The 17,552-nt window shown below is 33.7% G+C and carries 16 protein-coding genes; 5 read left to right on the plus strand and 11 right to left on the minus strand.

The window, feature by feature from the left end:
- Window positions 1-169 precede the first annotated feature (169 nt).
- The 7 genes from HMPREF0847_RS10745 to yfmF all read right to left on the minus strand — a co-directional run bounded on the left by HMPREF0847_RS10745 (window position 170) and on the right by yfmF (window position 6,776).
- Complete coding sequence (locus tag HMPREF0847_RS10745) at window positions 170-964, minus strand: energy-coupling factor transporter transmembrane component T family protein (protein ID WP_008808053.1); 795 nt, start codon at window positions 962-964, stop codon at window positions 170-172.
- Window positions 957-1,796 (minus strand): energy-coupling factor transporter ATPase, encoded by an 840-nt coding sequence (locus HMPREF0847_RS10750; protein ID WP_008808052.1) that lies wholly within the window; start codon window positions 1,794-1,796, stop codon window positions 957-959. The genes HMPREF0847_RS10745 and HMPREF0847_RS10750 overlap by 8 nt, the downstream gene beginning before the upstream one ends.
- Complete coding sequence (locus HMPREF0847_RS10755) at window positions 1,781-2,605, minus strand: energy-coupling factor ABC transporter ATP-binding protein (protein WP_037622666.1); 825 nt, start codon at window positions 2,603-2,605, stop codon at window positions 1,781-1,783. The genes HMPREF0847_RS10750 and HMPREF0847_RS10755 overlap by 16 nt, the downstream gene beginning before the upstream one ends.
- Before the next feature lie 3 nt (window positions 2,606-2,608).
- Complete coding sequence (gene pgsA / locus HMPREF0847_RS10760) at window positions 2,609-3,148, minus strand: CDP-diacylglycerol--glycerol-3-phosphate 3-phosphatidyltransferase (protein ID WP_008808050.1); 540 nt, start codon at window positions 3,146-3,148, stop codon at window positions 2,609-2,611.
- Window positions 3,149-3,156: 8 nt separating this feature from the next.
- On the minus strand, window positions 3,157-3,987 hold the full coding sequence (gene rodZ / locus HMPREF0847_RS10765; RefSeq protein ID WP_008808049.1) for a cytoskeleton protein RodZ: 831 nt from the start codon (window positions 3,985-3,987) through the stop codon (window positions 3,157-3,159).
- A 246-nt stretch (window positions 3,988-4,233) separates the two neighbouring features.
- Window positions 4,234-5,529 (minus strand): EF-P 5-aminopentanol modification-associated protein YfmH, encoded by a 1,296-nt coding sequence (gene yfmH, locus HMPREF0847_RS10770; protein WP_008808048.1) that lies wholly within the window; start codon window positions 5,527-5,529, stop codon window positions 4,234-4,236.
- Window positions 5,529-6,776: an EF-P 5-aminopentanol modification-associated protein YfmF gene (yfmF, locus tag HMPREF0847_RS10775; RefSeq protein WP_008808047.1), complete on the minus strand. Its 1,248-nt coding sequence runs from the start codon at window positions 6,774-6,776 to the stop codon at window positions 5,529-5,531. The genes yfmH and yfmF overlap by 1 nt, the downstream gene beginning before the upstream one ends.
- A gap of 154 nt (window positions 6,777-6,930) precedes the next feature.
- Between yfmF and yaaA the strand changes: the two genes are divergently transcribed.
- Together yaaA and recF are read left to right on the plus strand one after the other, a co-directional pair.
- Window positions 6,931-7,320, plus strand: a complete 390-nt coding sequence (yaaA, locus tag HMPREF0847_RS10780) for a S4 domain-containing protein YaaA (protein WP_008808046.1) — start codon at window positions 6,931-6,933, stop codon at window positions 7,318-7,320.
- Window position 7,321: 1 nt separating this feature from the next.
- Complete coding sequence (gene recF, locus HMPREF0847_RS10785; protein WP_008808045.1) at window positions 7,322-8,407, plus strand: DNA replication/repair protein RecF; 1,086 nt, start codon at window positions 7,322-7,324, stop codon at window positions 8,405-8,407.
- A gap of 102 nt (window positions 8,408-8,509) precedes the next feature.
- Here the strand turns inward: recF and guaB are convergent, their stop codons facing one another.
- A complete protein-coding gene (gene guaB, locus HMPREF0847_RS10790; RefSeq protein ID WP_008808044.1) occupies window positions 8,510-9,991 on the minus strand; it encodes an IMP dehydrogenase in 1,482 nt (493 codons plus the stop codon).
- Between the two features lie 104 nt (window positions 9,992-10,095).
- Window positions 10,096-11,118 (minus strand): tryptophan--tRNA ligase, encoded by a 1,023-nt coding sequence (trpS, locus tag HMPREF0847_RS10795; protein ID WP_008808043.1) that lies wholly within the window; start codon window positions 11,116-11,118, stop codon window positions 10,096-10,098.
- A 229-nt stretch (window positions 11,119-11,347) separates the two neighbouring features.
- Here trpS and HMPREF0847_RS10800 point away from each other — a divergent pair, with 229 nt between their 5' ends.
- The 3 genes from HMPREF0847_RS10800 to HMPREF0847_RS10810 all read left to right on the plus strand — a co-directional run bounded on the left by HMPREF0847_RS10800 (window position 11,348) and on the right by HMPREF0847_RS10810 (window position 16,164).
- Window positions 11,348-12,970 (plus strand): ATP-binding cassette domain-containing protein, encoded by a 1,623-nt coding sequence (locus HMPREF0847_RS10800; RefSeq protein ID WP_008808042.1) that lies wholly within the window; start codon window positions 11,348-11,350, stop codon window positions 12,968-12,970.
- Between the two features lie 39 nt (window positions 12,971-13,009).
- Complete coding sequence (locus HMPREF0847_RS10805; RefSeq protein WP_008808041.1) at window positions 13,010-15,577, plus strand: YfhO family protein; 2,568 nt, start codon at window positions 13,010-13,012, stop codon at window positions 15,575-15,577.
- A gap of 68 nt (window positions 15,578-15,645) precedes the next feature.
- Window positions 15,646-16,164, plus strand: a complete 519-nt coding sequence (locus HMPREF0847_RS10810) for a YehR family protein (protein ID WP_020992856.1) — start codon at window positions 15,646-15,648, stop codon at window positions 16,162-16,164.
- An 18-nt stretch (window positions 16,165-16,182) separates the two neighbouring features.
- Here HMPREF0847_RS10810 and HMPREF0847_RS10815 read toward each other — a convergent pair whose 3' ends face one another.
- Window positions 16,183-16,386, minus strand: a complete 204-nt coding sequence (locus tag HMPREF0847_RS10815; RefSeq protein WP_008808039.1) for a DUF951 domain-containing protein — start codon at window positions 16,384-16,386, stop codon at window positions 16,183-16,185.
- Entirely contained in the window at window positions 16,386-17,522 is a 1,137-nt protein-coding gene (dnaN, locus tag HMPREF0847_RS10820; RefSeq protein ID WP_008808038.1) for a DNA polymerase III subunit beta, read from the minus strand. The genes HMPREF0847_RS10815 and dnaN overlap by 1 nt, the downstream gene beginning before the upstream one ends.
- Window positions 17,523-17,552 lie beyond the last annotated feature (30 nt).

The raw sequence follows: 17,552 nt of genomic DNA on the forward strand, positions 1-17,552 counted from the left end.
TTTTCACTGATAGTTCCATCATACACTTTAAATATTACAGGTCATTTAAAATAGGATTACAAAAATTACAAATGTATTTTATTTAAACACCAACATTGCCTTATCCATCGTATTTCTACATATTATTTTAAAATAATATGTGAAATTAACACAAAAATCAGACTTGACATTAATTTTTTAGCAGATATAATATAGCTCCTAAAATTATCAAGACAAGAATCGCATAGGAATCTTTATTTTGCCACTTTAACTGTCTATAACGACTTCTCTGATTTCCTCCTTGATAACCACGCGCCTCCATTGCAATAGCTAAAGCATCCGCTCTTTTAAAGCTAGAAGCAAATAAAGGAATCAAAATCGGTATAATGGATTTCACTTTTTGTACAATGTTTCCCTCACCAAAATCCACTCCTCGAGCTCGCTGAGCGTTCATAATTCGAACAGTATCATCCATTAGAGTTGGTACAAATCGCAAACTCATTGATAACATCAATCCTACCTCATGCACTGGGAATTTAAAAACAGTAAGAGGTTTTAAGAGAGCTTCTACCGCATCCGCCAAACTTAAAGGCATTGTAGTCAAACTGAGTAATGTTGAGAAAAAAATAATCAAAACGAATCGACTAAAAATAATTCCTGCTTGTGCCAAGCCTATATCTGTAATGCGAATAAAGGAAAATTGAACAAGAGTATTTCCCGTTGTAGTAAATAAGAGCTGAAAAATAGTCGTAAAGGCAACCAAGAAAAGCATAGATTGGAGACCTTTTACAAAAAATCCGATAGGGACTCTAGAAAGAAAAACTAAAAAAAATGTAAAAACAAAAAGCAAAAGGTTTGTTGCTAAATTATTTGCCCAAAAAATAATTAAAACAAACAAGAACATAGATAATAGTTTACTTCTAGGATCCAAACGGTGGATCAGAGAATTACCTGGAATATACCGGCCTAAAATCATCTTATCCATGCAGTATCTCCTTAAATTCAGTGATTGTAATTGGCAAATTAGGTAAATTTAATCCTTTTTCTACCAAACCTTGCGCAAATTTTGTAATCTTAGGGACTCCCAGTTGGATTTTTTCCATAAATTCCACATCTTGAAAGATATCCTTGGGAGAACCACTTTTCACTAAATGTCCTTTCTCCAGCACATACGCAGTATCAGCAAAATTTGCCACATCATCCATTAAATGAGTTACCAGCACAATAGTCATACCATCCTCATGTAATCCTTGGAAGATTTCCATTAGTTCCTTACGACCTGCTGGGTCTAACCCAGCTGTCGGCTCATCAAGAACTAAAACTTCTGGTTCCATTGCTAGAATTCCAGCAATAGCTACTCGTCTCATTTGTCCTCCTGAAAGCTCAAAAGGACTACGTGAGAATAAGTCCTCAGAAATTCCCACCAAAAGAAGTTTTTCACGAGCCAAACGTTCCGCTTCTTCTTTAGAAACTCCGAAATTTTGAGGACCAAAAGCCACATCATCTAAGACTGTTTCTGCAAACACCTGGCTTTCTGCAAATTGAAACACCAAACCGACTTTTTTTCTTACTTGCTTTATATCTTTATTAACAGAAGTAGCTGTAATTTCTATATCATTAACAGTGACACTTCCTACAGAAGGTGTCAATAAACCATTTAAAAGTTGCAAAATAGTAGATTTTCCACTACCAGTATGACCAATTAGAGCAGTGTAAGAGCCATCTTTAATTTCCAAATTCACATCAAAAAGGGCAGGCCCTTCAAATGGTGTGCCTGCTTGATAAGTATAACTAACATTCTTTAAAGTAATTCCCATAAAGATTCCTGCAATTCTTTTTCTGTTAGATAATCAGCTGGCAAATCAAAATCTTCATTCAAGGTTGCCTTGACTTGATTTGAAAAGGGTTCATCAAGTCCTAATTCCTGTAAATCTGATCTTGAAAACAGCTCTCTAGCTGTACTGCTTGATTCTACTTTTCCTTTTTTCATGACCAAAACACGGTCACTAAGTGCAACTTCATCCAAGTCATGTGTAATCGAAATGACCGTCATTTGATTCTCATCTTTGATGCGTTTCACTGTTTGAATCAAGTCTAAACGTCCTTCTGGATCCAACATACTAGTCGCTTCATCCAAAATAATAATATCCGGACGAAGAGCCACTATTCCTGCGATAGCAACCCTCTGTTTTTGCCCTCCTGAAAGACGAGCTGGTTCTCGATTTTTAAAGTCTTGCATCCCTACGATCTCAAGCGCTTCATTTACTCGCTCAACCATAGTTTCATGATCCATTCCCTGATTTTCCAAACCAAAAGCCACATCGTCTTCTACAGTTGCTCCAACAAATTGATTGTCTGGATTTTGAAAAACCATTCCAATGTGACGACGTTTTTCCCAAACATTTTCTGGAGTCAGTCGATCACCTAAGATAAAAATTTCTCCACTTTCAGCTTCTAAAAGGCCATCAATCAAACGAATCGTAGTCGATTTACCACTCCCATTATGACCAACAATGGACAACCATTCACCTTGTTTCACGTGAAACGTTACATCATTTAAAATGTATTCTTCAGCATCGTTATCGTATTTATATTTGAGGTTGTGTACTTCGATAATATTTTTCATCATTTATTTAAAGGTATCTTTAAAGAGATAGGCGCTCCCTTTGAAATAGTCATAACCAGAATATATTGTAAAGATTAAAGCGATATACAGACAGATTTGTCCTAAAAGCGTCCAATGGATTAGTAGGAAGATAATAGCAAACATCTGTGTAAATGTTTTAATCTTACCGGGCATCGCTGCAGCTAAAACAGTTCCTCCCGTTTCTACCAACAAAAGACGCAATCCGGTCACAGCTAATTCTCGACAAATTATCACAGCTACCACCCAGGCAGGTGCCATTTTCATTTCAATCAGCATGATAAATGCTGACATAACTAAAAGTTTGTCTGCCATCGGATCAGCAAACTTCCCAAAATTAGTAACAACTTTCCATTTACGAGCTAAATATCCATCCAAATAATCAGTAATGCTGGCCACCGCAAAGATAATCGCAGCAATGACATGAGCAGTCTTAGATGAACCAAGGGTTAGTAATAGGATAAAAATTGGGATTAACGCCACTCTCAGGAGCGTCAAAGCATTTGGAATATTTTCTTTTTTCATAAGCATTCTCAATTATTGATTGTTAAAGTAATCGTTCCCGATTGGGTATTGATTGCAGACGTATTAAGGATCTGATCATTTACAGAGACCGTTACACCCTCTACAACACCTAAGGTGATAACTGTAGATGAACCAGGAGACACAGTAGTTGTTACACTTGGATTTTCTGGAGATAAAACAACCCCATTGTCCAAATCTGTTCCTGACAAACTGACCCAACTGGTTGCAGATGTGACGGATAATTTGATGGTTACAGGATCTTTTGCCCCAGAATAAGTAGCTGTAATATTCTGTCCACTACCAGAAACTGTCAAAGCATTGCTACTAGATGATGTGGTTGAGGAAGAACTAGTCTGATTAGAGCTACTTGAAGCGGATTCTGAAGATCCTTCACTTTTAACCACACTATAACTTGAAGAGGCTGAATTCTCAGTTTCCGTCTCCATCTGGTTAACATACTGCCAGACATAATAAGTTACAAAGGCAATGATTGCCAACGATATGACAGAAAAATAGAAAAGTGGCAAATAAGATGTTTTTTGTCTGTTGCTTCTTCTTCTCCCCATATTTTCTTCATCAACATCTACTTCATCATAAGTAACCATACTACCTGATTCGTAGGCGTCTAAAATGATTTTTTCGTCTAAGTCTACAGCCCAAGCATACTTACGGAGAAAAGATTTGGCATAAAAACTACTAGGTAGTTTATCAAAATCATCTGCTTCTAAAGCCTCTAATAAATCTAACTGAATATCTGTTTTTTGTTGTAAATCTTCTAGGCTTAGTCCCTGATTAATTCGAGCTAACCTTAATACCTCACCTATCGTTTTTTTTCTCATACGTTCAAATTCCTCTAAAAAATACTAGAAAAAGCTGTGCCAAAGACAGATGTCACAAGCTTTAAAGTTTATCATATTTATAAAATCTAGATTTCATAGCTAATAACATGAATCAGCCTTACAAAGATAATACTAGGGACTAGATCTTTGTTTCATTTTTTGTGTTTTATATCCTCTTTTCTGAAAACATCTTCTATCATTTTTTTACAGACTATTGTACCAAATTTTTCTCTTCTTTTGTTAGGATTATTTTGGAAAAATTGTAAAATCTATCATGTCACAGTGATCAATAAACTCATGACCAACTTCTAAAATATCTTCTAAGTGAATATCCTGTAAAATTTTTGGCAAGTCAAAAAGATTTTCTCCATCTATAAGGGTTTCATACTGCGTTGCCATATATTCTAACGAATTTAGACCATGCATCAAATCACCATACATTTCACTTTTAACAATATCTAAATGCTCTTCTGTTACATCCATATCTTGAGCGAATTCTTTAATTGCTGTACGGATTTGATGAGATAGGGCTACTGGCTCCTGGGTATCCATCGTCAGCATAACAAAGTGGAAGCGTTCTTCTACTTCAACTTCCAGAGTCAAAGAAGCATCAATTTTCCCATTTTCATACATTTTTTGATAACGTTTAGAAGTCCAGCCAAACATCATATCAAATAATAATTTCAAAATAAGTTTATAGCGAAATAATTTTCTCTTTGAAATTTTGTCATTTCCTCGCATAGCAACAGCTAATTTAGGTCGGCTGACTTCCATCCTCATACTAGCAGTTGGAACTACAGGAGATAATTTTAATGAACGCCTTTTGATGGATGATTTTTCATCCTCTATTTCATACGAATTTTGTTGTTCACTAATAGTAGCTACCGTTTTATCCAGATCAAAATTTCCAACTAAAAATAAACTCATATTAGACGGATGGTAAAAAGTTTCAAAGTTTTCATCCAAATCTTCCACTGTGATTTCAGCAATCGACTCGCGATTCCCAGCTATATCTTGTGCCAGAGCTGTCCCTGGGTATAGATTTGCTAAAGCGCTAAAAAACAAACGATAATCTGGATTATCCTGGTACATTTCTATTTCTTGCTGGATAATTCCTTGTTCTCTCTGAACAGATTCTTCTGTAAAATAAGCTTCCCCAATCAAATCCTGTAGTAATTCCAAACATTCTTCTACATTCTCAGTTGTTGAAAACAGGTAACTTGTCTTTGTGAAACTGGTAAAGGCGTTACTTTCTGCTCCTAAGTCTACAAATTCCTGCAAAAGATCATTGCCATTTTCATCTTCAAATAATTTATGTTCTAAAAAATGAGCAATTCCAGCTGGATAATGGATAGCTTGCTTGGTCCCTCTTGGTACAAAATAAGTATCCACTGACCCAAAATTCACTGTCATAATACCATATGTCTCATGAAAATTTGTTTTAGGAAGTAAAAAAAGTCGCAATCCATTTGGTAAAATTACCCGATAAAGACTTTCTCCAATAGCTGTATATTCTATTTTTTTCAGCGCTAAATTCTGCATTATTTCCCTTCCATAAAGTACACCGCTTGAAGTTTTAAGGTATTCGCTGCTAAAACAATATCTTCCTTCTTAACATTTTCCATAACTTCTAACCATTCATCGACTCTTAAAAATTTCTTGCCTAAAACAGCCGACAAATAAGTTGTTTCCAGTAAAGCATTTTGACGATCTTGAGATAAGAGAGCACTGTTTTTAAGCATATTTTTTGTCTGTTGAAGCTCTTCTTCAGAAAATTTTCCTCTTTTTAGATCAGCTACTTGTCGGTTAATTAAAGTCATCGCTTTATTACGATTTTTTCTATCAATTCCAGCATATACTCGTAACATTCCTGAAAAAATATCCATAGTGCTAGAAACAGTATAGGCCAGACTTGCTTTCTCACGAACTTCTACAAATAATTTTGAGTGTGCATAACCACCCAGAAGACCATTCATTACAATCAAAGGGATATGACTAGTATCTCCATATTGAATAGGGAAATGATATCCCATTTCTAAAATGGATTGATTAGCTTCCTTTTGTTCAATCCCTTCTCGTAAAATTTTTGAAAAAGGTTGCTGATAATCCAATAGTAAATCCTGTTCACGATCCGTGAAGCCAAATTGAGAAAATTGTTCCTGCATAGCCACTTCATTAAAATCACCGATAAAAAAGATATCAATCTTATCTTCCTTCAGCATTTTTTGAAAAACTGCAAGACTAGTCTCAGGTGTCACTTGTTTCATTAAGTCAAGTCTTGAGACCCGAGGAAGTTGCATTTCTTCACTTAAATAAAATAACTTATTCAATTCCAAATGAGCGTGGTAAAAATGGTTTTCTATTTCAGATTCCAACTCATGAATAATATTTTTCTTTTCAATTTCAAAGATAGAGGAATCAAAACCTTTCTGGTCAACTAAAGGAGATAAGAGACTTGCTTTGATAAATTCAACCACCTCCGTTGTTAGGGCGTTTTTCCTACTTAAAAAAGAATCTCTAACAAAGGAAACATTTATATCTACATAATGAACCAAACCTCTTTTTGAAACACTGGTTGAATAATTTGATCCATATAAACTAGCTAAACGCTCACGAAATAGCTGAGAAGTTGGATAAACAGCATTTGCCGTTTCTAAAATACTAGAAACCAAAACTCGCTCAGCAACAGTAGCCGGACTCATTGGTGCAGAAAAACGAAGTTTTATTTTATTTGTTTTAAATTTCGTTGATTTAATAAAATGGAGATTGACTCCTTTTGCTAATTCCATAAGGTTCCTCTTGCTTCCTAATATGAATTCTATTATATCACGAAATGATGTGAAATTGGTGTTCCTTATAACAGATTAAAACGTTTTCTTCCCTGGATATTTTATACACTTTGAGTCTTAAAATATGGTATAATAACAAGGATTGAGGTGAAATATGGATTATAAATTATTTGATGAATATATCACACTCCAAGCTCTCCTGAAAGAGATTGGAGTAATCCAAAGTGGCGGTGCTATTAAGGCATTTTTAGCTGAAAATGATGTTTTTTTCAATGGCGAATTAGAAATAAGACGAGGAAAAAAAGTCCGAGTTGGAGACCAAATAACAATTCCTGCAGAAAACCTAACTCTATCCATTCTTGAACCAAGTGCAGACGAAAAAATTCAGCATACAGAAGAAATAGCTGAAAAACAACGTATTGCTAATATGGTTAAAGAAATGAATAAAAATCTTAAAAAAAATACTACTCCCAAAAAGAATAACAGAAAGCAAACAGGTATAAAGCAAGAGAAAAAAGCTCCTGTACGCTTCCCAGGAACATAATATGTGGCTAAAATCACTGACTCTTAAACATTTTCGTAATTATCAAGACGCGGAAATCAACTTTCACTCTGGTCTAAACGTTTTTCTTGGTCAAAATGCACAAGGAAAAACAAATATTCTAGAATCAATTTATTTCTTAGCATTGACTCGTAGTCATCGAACTAGATCAGATAAAGATTTTATTCATTTTCAAGAAAAAGATCTCAAAGTATCAGGTATCCTTGAAAAAAAGACAGGAACAATTCCTCTTGACATCGAGTTGACAGCTAAGGGACGTATTACTAAAATCAACCATCTCAAGCAAAATAGACTTTCCGACTATATTGGGACAATGAATGTTGTTCTGTTTGCGCCAGAAGATTTACAACTTATTAAAGGTTCGCCTTCATTAAGACGAAAATTTATAGACATTGAATTGGGGCAAATCAAGCCTCTTTATCTAGCAGATCTTTCCAATTACAATCATGTTCTTAAACAAAGAAATTCTTATCTAAAGAACAGTCAAAAAATTGATGAGAATTTTCTATCTGTTTTAGATGAACAGCTTATTGAATATGGTTGTCGTGTGGTCAAACATCGCTTAGACTTCTTAAAAAAACTCGAAATATTCGCCCAGGAAAAACACCTTGATATCTCACAAAAAAAAGAAACTCTAACTATTGACTATCTATCCTCTGTACCTTTACAAGATATTGACAGTATTGAAGAAAGTTTTAGACAAAGCCTAAGTAAAAATCGAAAAAGAGATTTATTTAAACAAAATACTGGTGTAGGTCCTCATCGAGATGATATAGCTTTCTTTATCAATCAAATGGATGCTAATTATGGAAGTCAGGGGCAACACAGAAGTGTGGTACTCTCTCTTAAATTAGCAGAAATAAAATTGATTGAAAATATAACAAAAGAATCTCCTATCCTCCTGCTTGACGATGTGATGAGTGAACTTGACAATGATCGTCAACTTAAATTGCTAGAAACAATTTCTCAAGAAATACAAACTTTTATTACCACAACTACTTTGGAACACCTAAAAAACCTACCTAAAGATATCAAGATTTTTGAAATTTCAAATGGAAATATAAAATAGAGTTTACAATATTGTAAACTCTATTTTTACAACCTTTACATATAATGTAAAGATTTCTATATCCATTGTAAAATAAAAATGCACCAAAATATAGCGCATTTTTTATTGTACTGAATAGTTAGGAGCTTCGTTTGTAATTTGAACATCATGAGGATGACTTTCCTTCAATCCAGCACCACTCATTTCAATAAATTGAGCATTTTCGTGTAGTTCTTGTAGATTTGCAGCTCCAACATAACCCATACCAGAGCGAATCCCACCAAGCATTTGGAAGACAATATCAGCTGCAGCACCCTTGTATGCTACACGGCCTTCAATTCCTTCTGGAACTAACTTATTAGCTTCGTTGACAGAACCTTGGAAGTAACGGTCACTTGAACCTTTTTTCATTGCTGCAATAGATCCCATACCTCGATATGTTTTGAACTTACGTCCTTGGAAAATTTCGGTTTCCCCAGGAGCTTCATCAGTTCCTGCAAACATAGAACCTAACATAACAGCATTTCCACCTGCTGCTAGAGCTTTGACAATATCACCTGAGTATTTAATACCACCATCAGCAATGATTGTTTTACCATATTCGCGCGCAACAGCTGCTGCATCATAAATAGCAGTCACTTGAGGGACACCAACACCAGCAATCACACGAGTGGTACAGATAGAACCTGGGCCAATACCAACCTTGACAACGTCTACACCTGCTTCATAAAGGGCACGCGCACCTTCAGCAGTTGCAATATTTCCTGCGATTAAAGTACGATCTGGGAAATGAGCACGAATTTCAGCAATCTTACGCAGAACTCCTGCAGAATGTCCATGAGCAGTATCAATAACAATCGCATCAGCTCCTGCCTCAAAAAGGGCTTCGGCACGTTCAAATGTATCTGAAGTAACACCAACTGCACCTGCAACTAGGAGACGACCGAACTCATCTTTAGCAGCATTTGGAAATTCAATTACTTTTTCAATATCCTTAATCGTGATTAAACCTGAAAGACGACCATCTTCATCAACTAGAGGAAGTTTTTCAATACGGTGTTCCTGAAGAATACGCTCAGCAGTTTCTAAATCTGTTCCAACCGGAGCTGTAACCAAATTTTCGCTAGTCATATGATTAGAAATAGGTTGATTAAAATCAGAAATGAAACGCAAATCTCGATTGGTCAATATACCAACCAACTTACGGTTTTCTAATGTTTCAACAACTGGAACACCACTAATACGATAACGTCCCATCAATTCATCTGCTTCAGCAATTGTATGTTCTGGTGTTAAGAAGAAGGGATCAATAATGACACCATTTTCAGAACGTTTTACCTTACGGACTTCGTCTGCTTGTTGCGCAATAGACATATTTTTATGGATTACTCCAAGACCACCTGCACGCGCGATAGCAATGGCCATTTGACTTTCTGTTACGGTATCCATTGCCGCTGTAATAATTGGGATATTTAAAGTCAAATTATCTGCCAATTTCGTAGTTAAATCAGCATCGTTAGGCAACACATGACTTTCAGCTGGAATCAACAATACATCATCAAAGGTAAAACCTTTTTTCAAAAATTTAGTGTCCCAATTAGACATTCGAAGTTTCCTCTTTTCTATTTTCATCTATATAGTAGAACCATGTTCTAGACCAACATAATTTATAATATAATACCACTCTGTTATGATTTGTCAATCATCTATTAAAAATAATTAATCCCCATCGCTGATTTCACTTCAGAAAGAGTCTGGCTAGCTTTTTGACGTGCTTTTTCACTTCCTTTTCTAAGCATATCATAGACTTGTCCCATATCTTTAGCAAACTCTATGCGACGCTCACGAATAGGGCCCAACTCTCTTTCTAAAATTTCCAATAGATATCGTTTTGTTTTTACATCTCCTAAGCCGCCTCTTTGATAATGTTCTTTCATAGCAGCAATTTCTGCTTGATCTTCTGGTCTTCCAAAAACATCCAGATAATGAAAAACCATATTACCTTCGATTTTTCCCGGATCTTCTACTCTAATATGATTAGGGTCTGTGTACATTCCCATCACTTTTTTCTTAAGTGTGTCCATATCATCAGCAAGGTAGATTCCATTATTTAATGATTTAGACATTTTAGCATTTCCATCCAACCCTGGTAATCGTCCTGCAGCTTCATTCTCAGGATAAATCCCCTCCGGTTCAACTAAGACATCTTTTTGATAAGCATTGTTAAAAGAACGAACTATTTCTCTAGTTTGCTCAATCATTGGCTTTTGATCAGTCCCAACTGGTACATAATTCGCCTTAAAAGCTGTAATATCAGCCGCCTGAGAAATTGGATAAACCAAAAATCCTGTAGGAATGCTTTGACCAAAGCCCTTTTGAGCTATTTCTGTCTTGACAGTTGGATTTCTTTCCAACCGAGCTAAAGAGACTAGATTCATGTAGTACATTGTTAATTCAGCAAGTTCAGGAATTTGACTCTGAATAAAAATGGTAACCTTTTCTGGATCCAAACCAGCAGCTAAATAATCCAAAGCTACATTTCCAATTGATTCAATAATTGTTTGTGGGTCCTTAGCATGATCTGTCAAGGCTTGTTGATCAGCTAAAAAAACAAATAAATCATATTTTCCTTCATTTTGTAAAAGAACTCGATTCCGTAAACTTCCTACATAATGGCCAATATGTAATTTTCCAGTTGGCCGATCTCCTGTTAAAATAATAGGCTTTGTCATCTATTTCTCCTCAATTAATGTTGAATTCATTATAACATTTTCAATAAAAATGAGAAAGGAGATTGGATAAATTTCTATATAAAAATAACTTTTACACCTTTGTCAATTTAATTGACAACAAGTTGACGGAAATTTTACAATTAAAAACAAGAGTTTCTTCTTGAATCATTTGAAATATGGCGATTTTTCTAGTAAAATAGTACTAGATATATTAAAGAGGAGAATTATATTGCTTACAGTATCAGATGTTTCATTACGTTTCAGCGACCGCAAATTATTTGATGAAGTCAACATCAAATTTACAGCTGGTAATACCTATGGTTTAATTGGTGCCAATGGTGCTGGAAAATCAACATTTTTAAAAATATTAGCTGGAGATATTGAACCAACTACGGGGCATATTTCTTTAGGACCCAATGAGCGTCTTTCAGTTCTTCGCCAGAATCACTTTGACTACGAAGATGAAAGAGTCATTGATGTTGTTATTATGGGAAATGACCTACTTTACAGTATCATGAAAGAAAAAGATGCTATCTACATGAAGCCAGATTTTTCAGATGAAGATGGTGTTCGTGCGGCTGAACTTGAAGGAGAGTTTGCTGAACTAGGTGGCTGGGAAGCAGAAAGTGAAGCTTCTCAACTCTTACAAAATCTAAATATTCCAGAAGATCTTCACTACCAAAATATGAGTGAGCTCTCTAACGGAGACAAGGTAAAAGTACTCTTAGCCAAAGCCCTTTTTGGTAAACCTGATGTCTTGCTTTTGGACGAGCCAACTAACGGTTTAGATATTCAGTCTATTACTTGGTTGGAAGATTTTCTTATCGATTTTGATAATACAGTTATTGTTGTATCTCACGACCGTCACTTTTTAAATAAAGTCTGCACTCATATGGCCGACCTTGACTTTGGAAAAATCAAGCTCTATGTTGGAAACTATGATTTCTGGAAAGAATCAAGCGAACTAGCGGCTAAACTACTCGCTGACCGAAATGCCAAAGCAGAAGAAAAAATTAAGCAACTTCAAGAATTTGTTGCTCGTTTCTCTGCCAATGCTTCAAAATCAAAACAGGCAACTTCCCGTAAAAAGATGCTTGACAAGATAGAGTTAGAAGAAATTGTCCCATCTAGCCGCAAATACCCATTTATCAGCTTCAAAGCAGAACGTGAAATTGGTAATGACCTCTTGACAGTAGAAAATCTTTCAGTCAAGATTGACGGAGAAACTATTTTGGATAATATCAGTTTCATCTTACGTCCAGGTGACAAGACAGCTCTGATTGGTCAAAATGATATTCAAACAACAGCCTTAATTCGTGCTTTAATGGGTGATATTGAATACGAAGGGACTGTCAAGTGGGGTGTGACAACTAGTCAATCTTATTTACCTAAAGATAATTCTCGTGATTTTGCTGGTGGTGAATCAATCCTTGACTGGTTGCGTCAATTTGCAAGTAAAGAAGAAGATGACAATACTTTCCTCCGAGGTTTTCTTGGGCGTATGCTTTTCTCTGGAGATGAGGTTAACAAGTCTGTAAACGTCTTGTCAGGTGGAGAAAAAGTTCGTGTTATGCTTTCTAAATTGATGTTGCTTAAATCCAATGTCTTAGTATTGGATGATCCAACAAATCACTTAGATTTGGAATCAATTTCCAGCTTAAATGATGGATTGAAAAACTTCAAAGAGTCCATTATTTTTGCTAGCCATGACCATGAATTTATTCAAACATTAGCAAATCATATTATTGTGTTATCTAAAAATGGTGTGATTGATCGTATTGATGAAACTTATGATGAATTCTTAGAAAATCAAGAAATTCAGCAAAAAGTAAAAGAATTATGGAAAGACTAAAAAGCGAATGAATATTCGCTTTTTAGCTATATATAGTTTATGAAAAAAATAAAGAATTATTTTAAAAATTATTGGGTTTACTTTGCAGCATTTTTAATTCCTTTTTTAATTATGTTCATTGTATATCTTTCCCAAGGTATTTATTGGAATAGTGATACATCTCCTTTACTAGGAGATGGCTTTCATCAGTATGTTATCTTTGATACTACGCTCAGAAATATTCTTCATGGCAGTGATAGTCTTTTTTATACCTTTACAAGTGGATTAGGTTTAAACTTTTATGCTCTGACTAGTTACTATTTAGGAAGTTTTTTATCTCCTTTTGTTTATTTCTTCAATCTAGAAAATATGCCAGATGCTGTCTATCTCTTTACCTTGATTAAATTTGGATTAATTGGATTAACAGCTGCTATCAGTTTAAAAGGGATATTTAAAAAAATACCAAACTTTCTTATTTTAATGCTGTCAACCTGCTATTCTCTTATGAGTTTTGCAACTAGTCAAATTGAAATCAAAACTTGGCTAGATGTCTTTATTATTGCTCCTCTAATTCTCTATGGTTTACACCTTTTACTCATAAAAAGAAATCGAGTATTATACTTTACGAGTTTGTCAATTCTCTTTATCCAGAATTACTATTTTGGATATATGATGGCAATATTTTTAATTTTTTGGTTTTTTGTTCAAACAACATGGGATTTTAAAAATAGAATTAAAACTTTTTTAGACTTTACAATTGTGTCAATATTATCTGGCGTCACAAGTCTAATTATGATTTTGCCAACATTTTTGGATTTAAAAACTCATGGAGAAAAATTAACTTCAGTTGATAGACTGTTTACAGAAAAAACTTGGTTTTTAGATATTTTTGCTAAAAATTTTATTGGAAGCTTTGATACAACTAAATATGGATCAATTCCAATGATTTATGTTGGAATAGTTCCACTCTTGCTAGCTATCTTGTTTTTTACATTAAAATCGATTAAGTTTCACGTGAAACTTTCCTATTTTTTTCTAATTATAATATTTATTGCAAGTTTTTCTCTTGAAAGATTAGACTTGTTTTGGCAAGGGATGCACGCGCCTAATATGTTTTTACATCGCTATTCCTGGCTCTTCTCTCTTTTCATTATCTTTTTAGCAGCAGAAACCTTACAACGTCTTAAACAAATTAAATTTAAGAATCTAATCATATCTTTCACGATTTTATCCATTGGATTTATTTTAGTTTTTGTTTTTAGAAAACATTATGATTTTTTAGGACCTGTAAACTTTATTTTAACTTTAGAATTTTTACTAGCCTACTTATTAATATTTGGTACTTTTACTAAATCTTTTATTTCAAAAAGAGTATTTTATATTACAACATTAGCTTTTGTTTGCTTTGAAGTTTCTTTAAATGCCTTTTACCAAGTTGATGGCATTGCTAAAGAATGGGTATTTGCTAGTCGTTCTTCCTATGCTAAAAATTTAAAACAAATTGACAATCTTATAAAGTATTCAAAAGACAATAATACAGAATTTTTTCGTACAGAGACATTGGATCCTCAAACAGGAAATGATAGTATGAAATATAACTACAATGGTATTTCACAATTTTCTTCTGTTCGAAATACAATGACAAGTTCAACTTTAGATAAACTTGGTTATAAATCAACTGGAACTAATCTTAATCTACGATATCAAAACAATAGCATTTTAATGGATGCTATCTTCTCACTTGCTTATAATATTTCTGAAGTAAATCCTCAAAAATATGGATTCACTCCAATTAAAACAGAAAAAAATTTAACCCTATATCAAAACAAAAATGCAACTTCCTTAGCTTTTTTAACTAATAAAGTTTACAAGGATGTAAAGTTTAATAATTTAACTCTTGATAATCAAACAAAATTTCTAAATCAATTATCAGGTTTAAACTATAAATATTTTCAAAAAATTTATCCAATAAACTCTCACAATATTATTGAAAATAATGATCATATCACTGTAAATGTTGACAAAGAGGATAATGAGAGCTTTGCTAGTATGACTTATACACTAGATGTTCCTGAAAATAGTCAAGTTTATGTCAGCCTTCCAAATATTCATTTTTCTAATGATGATCAGACTGTTGTTGATATTTCGATAGGAAACGAAACAAGACGCTTTACAACAAATAATGTCTTTACATTTTTTAATCTTGGTCATTTTATGGATAAACAAACAGTAACTGTTCGCTTTACATTTCCTGATAATTCTCAAGTTTCTTTTGATAAACCTGAATTTTATAAAGTAAATATCAATCACTTTCAAGAAGCAATAGATAAAATTCATTCTCAAAAAGTCGAAGTTACTACAAAAAATAGCCAAATAACTGTAGATTATCATGCTCAAAAAGATTCCTCTCTCTTCTTAACTTTACCTTACGATAAGGGATGGAGCGCAACACAAAATGGTCATCCAGTTACTATCTATAAGGCTCAAGATGGCTTCATGAAGGTTGATGTAAAAAAAGGATCAGGAAGAGTTATCCTAAAATTTATTCCTAGAGGTTTTAAGGAAGGGATAGGATGTTTTATTTTTGGAATTGCTCTTTTTACACTTTATAATTACAAAAAAAGATGATAATTCAAAAAAAATATTTGAATTTTAAAGAATTTATTTTATAATATTTGTATATGAAGGAGGTTTCCATGATGAAAAAAAATCATTTATTAAAATTGTCCCTTACTATACTTACAGTATGTTTTGCTTTTCTTTTAGTAGCTTGTGGTCAAAAAGAAGAAGTTACTTATTACCAAAGAATTGATCAATCAAATCAATTTGATATGCGTTTGACCTATTATCATAAAGGTGACGTAGTTACCAAACAAACTACTGAAAACTTCATTTCTTATAAGTCTTTAGGAATCGATGAAAGCCAAGAAGAGCAAAAAAATGCTGCTAAAGCTAAAATAGAAGAACTTTCAAAACAATATCAAACAGTCAAAGGAATTAAAGAAAAAGTCTCCTTTGATAAAAACGGTATTAAAGAAAATATAGAAATTGATTACGACAAAGCTGATTTAAAAGAATTAGCCTCTCTTCCAGGTATGATGATTTCTAACGAAAAAAATGCTAAAAAAATTAGTATGAAAGCTAGTGGAGAAGCGCTTGAAAAAAGTGGCTTCAAAAAAGTCGAAAATGGTAAATTTGAAGAACTAAAAAAATAAAAAGAATAATAAAAAGTCTTAAGTTTCATCACTTAAGACTTTTTTCATTTTTCTCTCAAAGTCATAACGGCTCATCATGACAACATGATCACAATTAGTGCAACGAATTTTGATATCCGCTCCAACTCTCGTGATTTCCCAACGATTTGCCTTTTTACCTGTTGACTTAATCGTACAGGCATGTGGCTTTTTCATTTCAACATAACTTCCTTTATCATACATTAGTTTGTTCTCACTGGAGTAATTAATTGAATGAAATCTTCTTCTTGATCACTAGGCACAAGAGTAAATGGGCGAACAGCTGAGATAAAGCTAATAGTTACTTTTTCACTATTAACAGCTTTTAAAGCTTCAATAAGATAAGTTGGGTTAAAGCTAATAGTTAGATTGTCTCCTGAAACATTTTCAGCATCAATTTCTTCATTCACTCGTCCAACTTCTGGAGAATTAACATGAGCACTTACAACGCCACCTTCAATCTCTAGTTTTACAGTTCCATTCTGTGTGGCATTAGATAATAGTCTAGCGCGTTCCATCGCAGCACGTAAAGCAGATGTAGCAAAAGTAACAACTGTTGAAAACTCTGTGGGAATAAGACGATCCGTATCTGGGTAATTTCCTTCTAATAGACGTGTATAGAAGCTAATATTTTCGCTTCTAAAAAGAATTTGATGATTAGCAAAGAAAACCTCAACTGTCTCAATTTCATCGCTAAAAACAGCTGTAAATTCGCGTAAAGAACGACTTGGAATAACAACGTCAAAGTTATCCCCATTTTTTTCTAGAATAATTTTCTTTTGACTGAGTCGATGGGAATCAGTAGCAACTGTTTTAAGATTCTTATGATCCGTTAAAACAAAGTGTACACCAGTTAAAATAGGACGACTCTCTTGTAAGCTAGCTGCAAATGCTGTTTCATTAATTAAATCCTTCAAAATCTTTGTTTCAAGAACCAATGGATTAGAAGTTGGTACATCTTGAATACGTGGATATTGATCAGCATCTTTTCCTTTTAGAGTAATTTCTGATTTTCCACTAGTCAGTACGATTTGCTTTTGCTCAATTTCTTTAAAATCAAGAGTCACATCTGGAAGACTAGAAACAACATTAATAAAGAAAGTAGCTTCAAGAAGGATTGAACCTAAGGAAGTAACTAAGAGACCTGCATTTTCATTATTTATAGAAATAAAATTTTCAATCGAAATTTGTCCATTAGAACCAATTAAGGTAATTCCTTCGTTAGTAACATCAATTTTAATCGTTGAAAGAATAGGAATGGCATTTTTATGACTAATAGCTCGTTTGGTTGTGTTCAAGGCTTGTAAAAATAAATTTTTATTAATAGAAAAGTTAATCATGAAAACTCCTTTTATTATTTATGATTATAA

It is taken from the genome of Streptococcus sp. 2_1_36FAA (assembly GCF_000161955.2).
GTDB lineage: Bacteria > Bacillota > Bacilli > Lactobacillales > Streptococcaceae > Streptococcus > Streptococcus gordonii.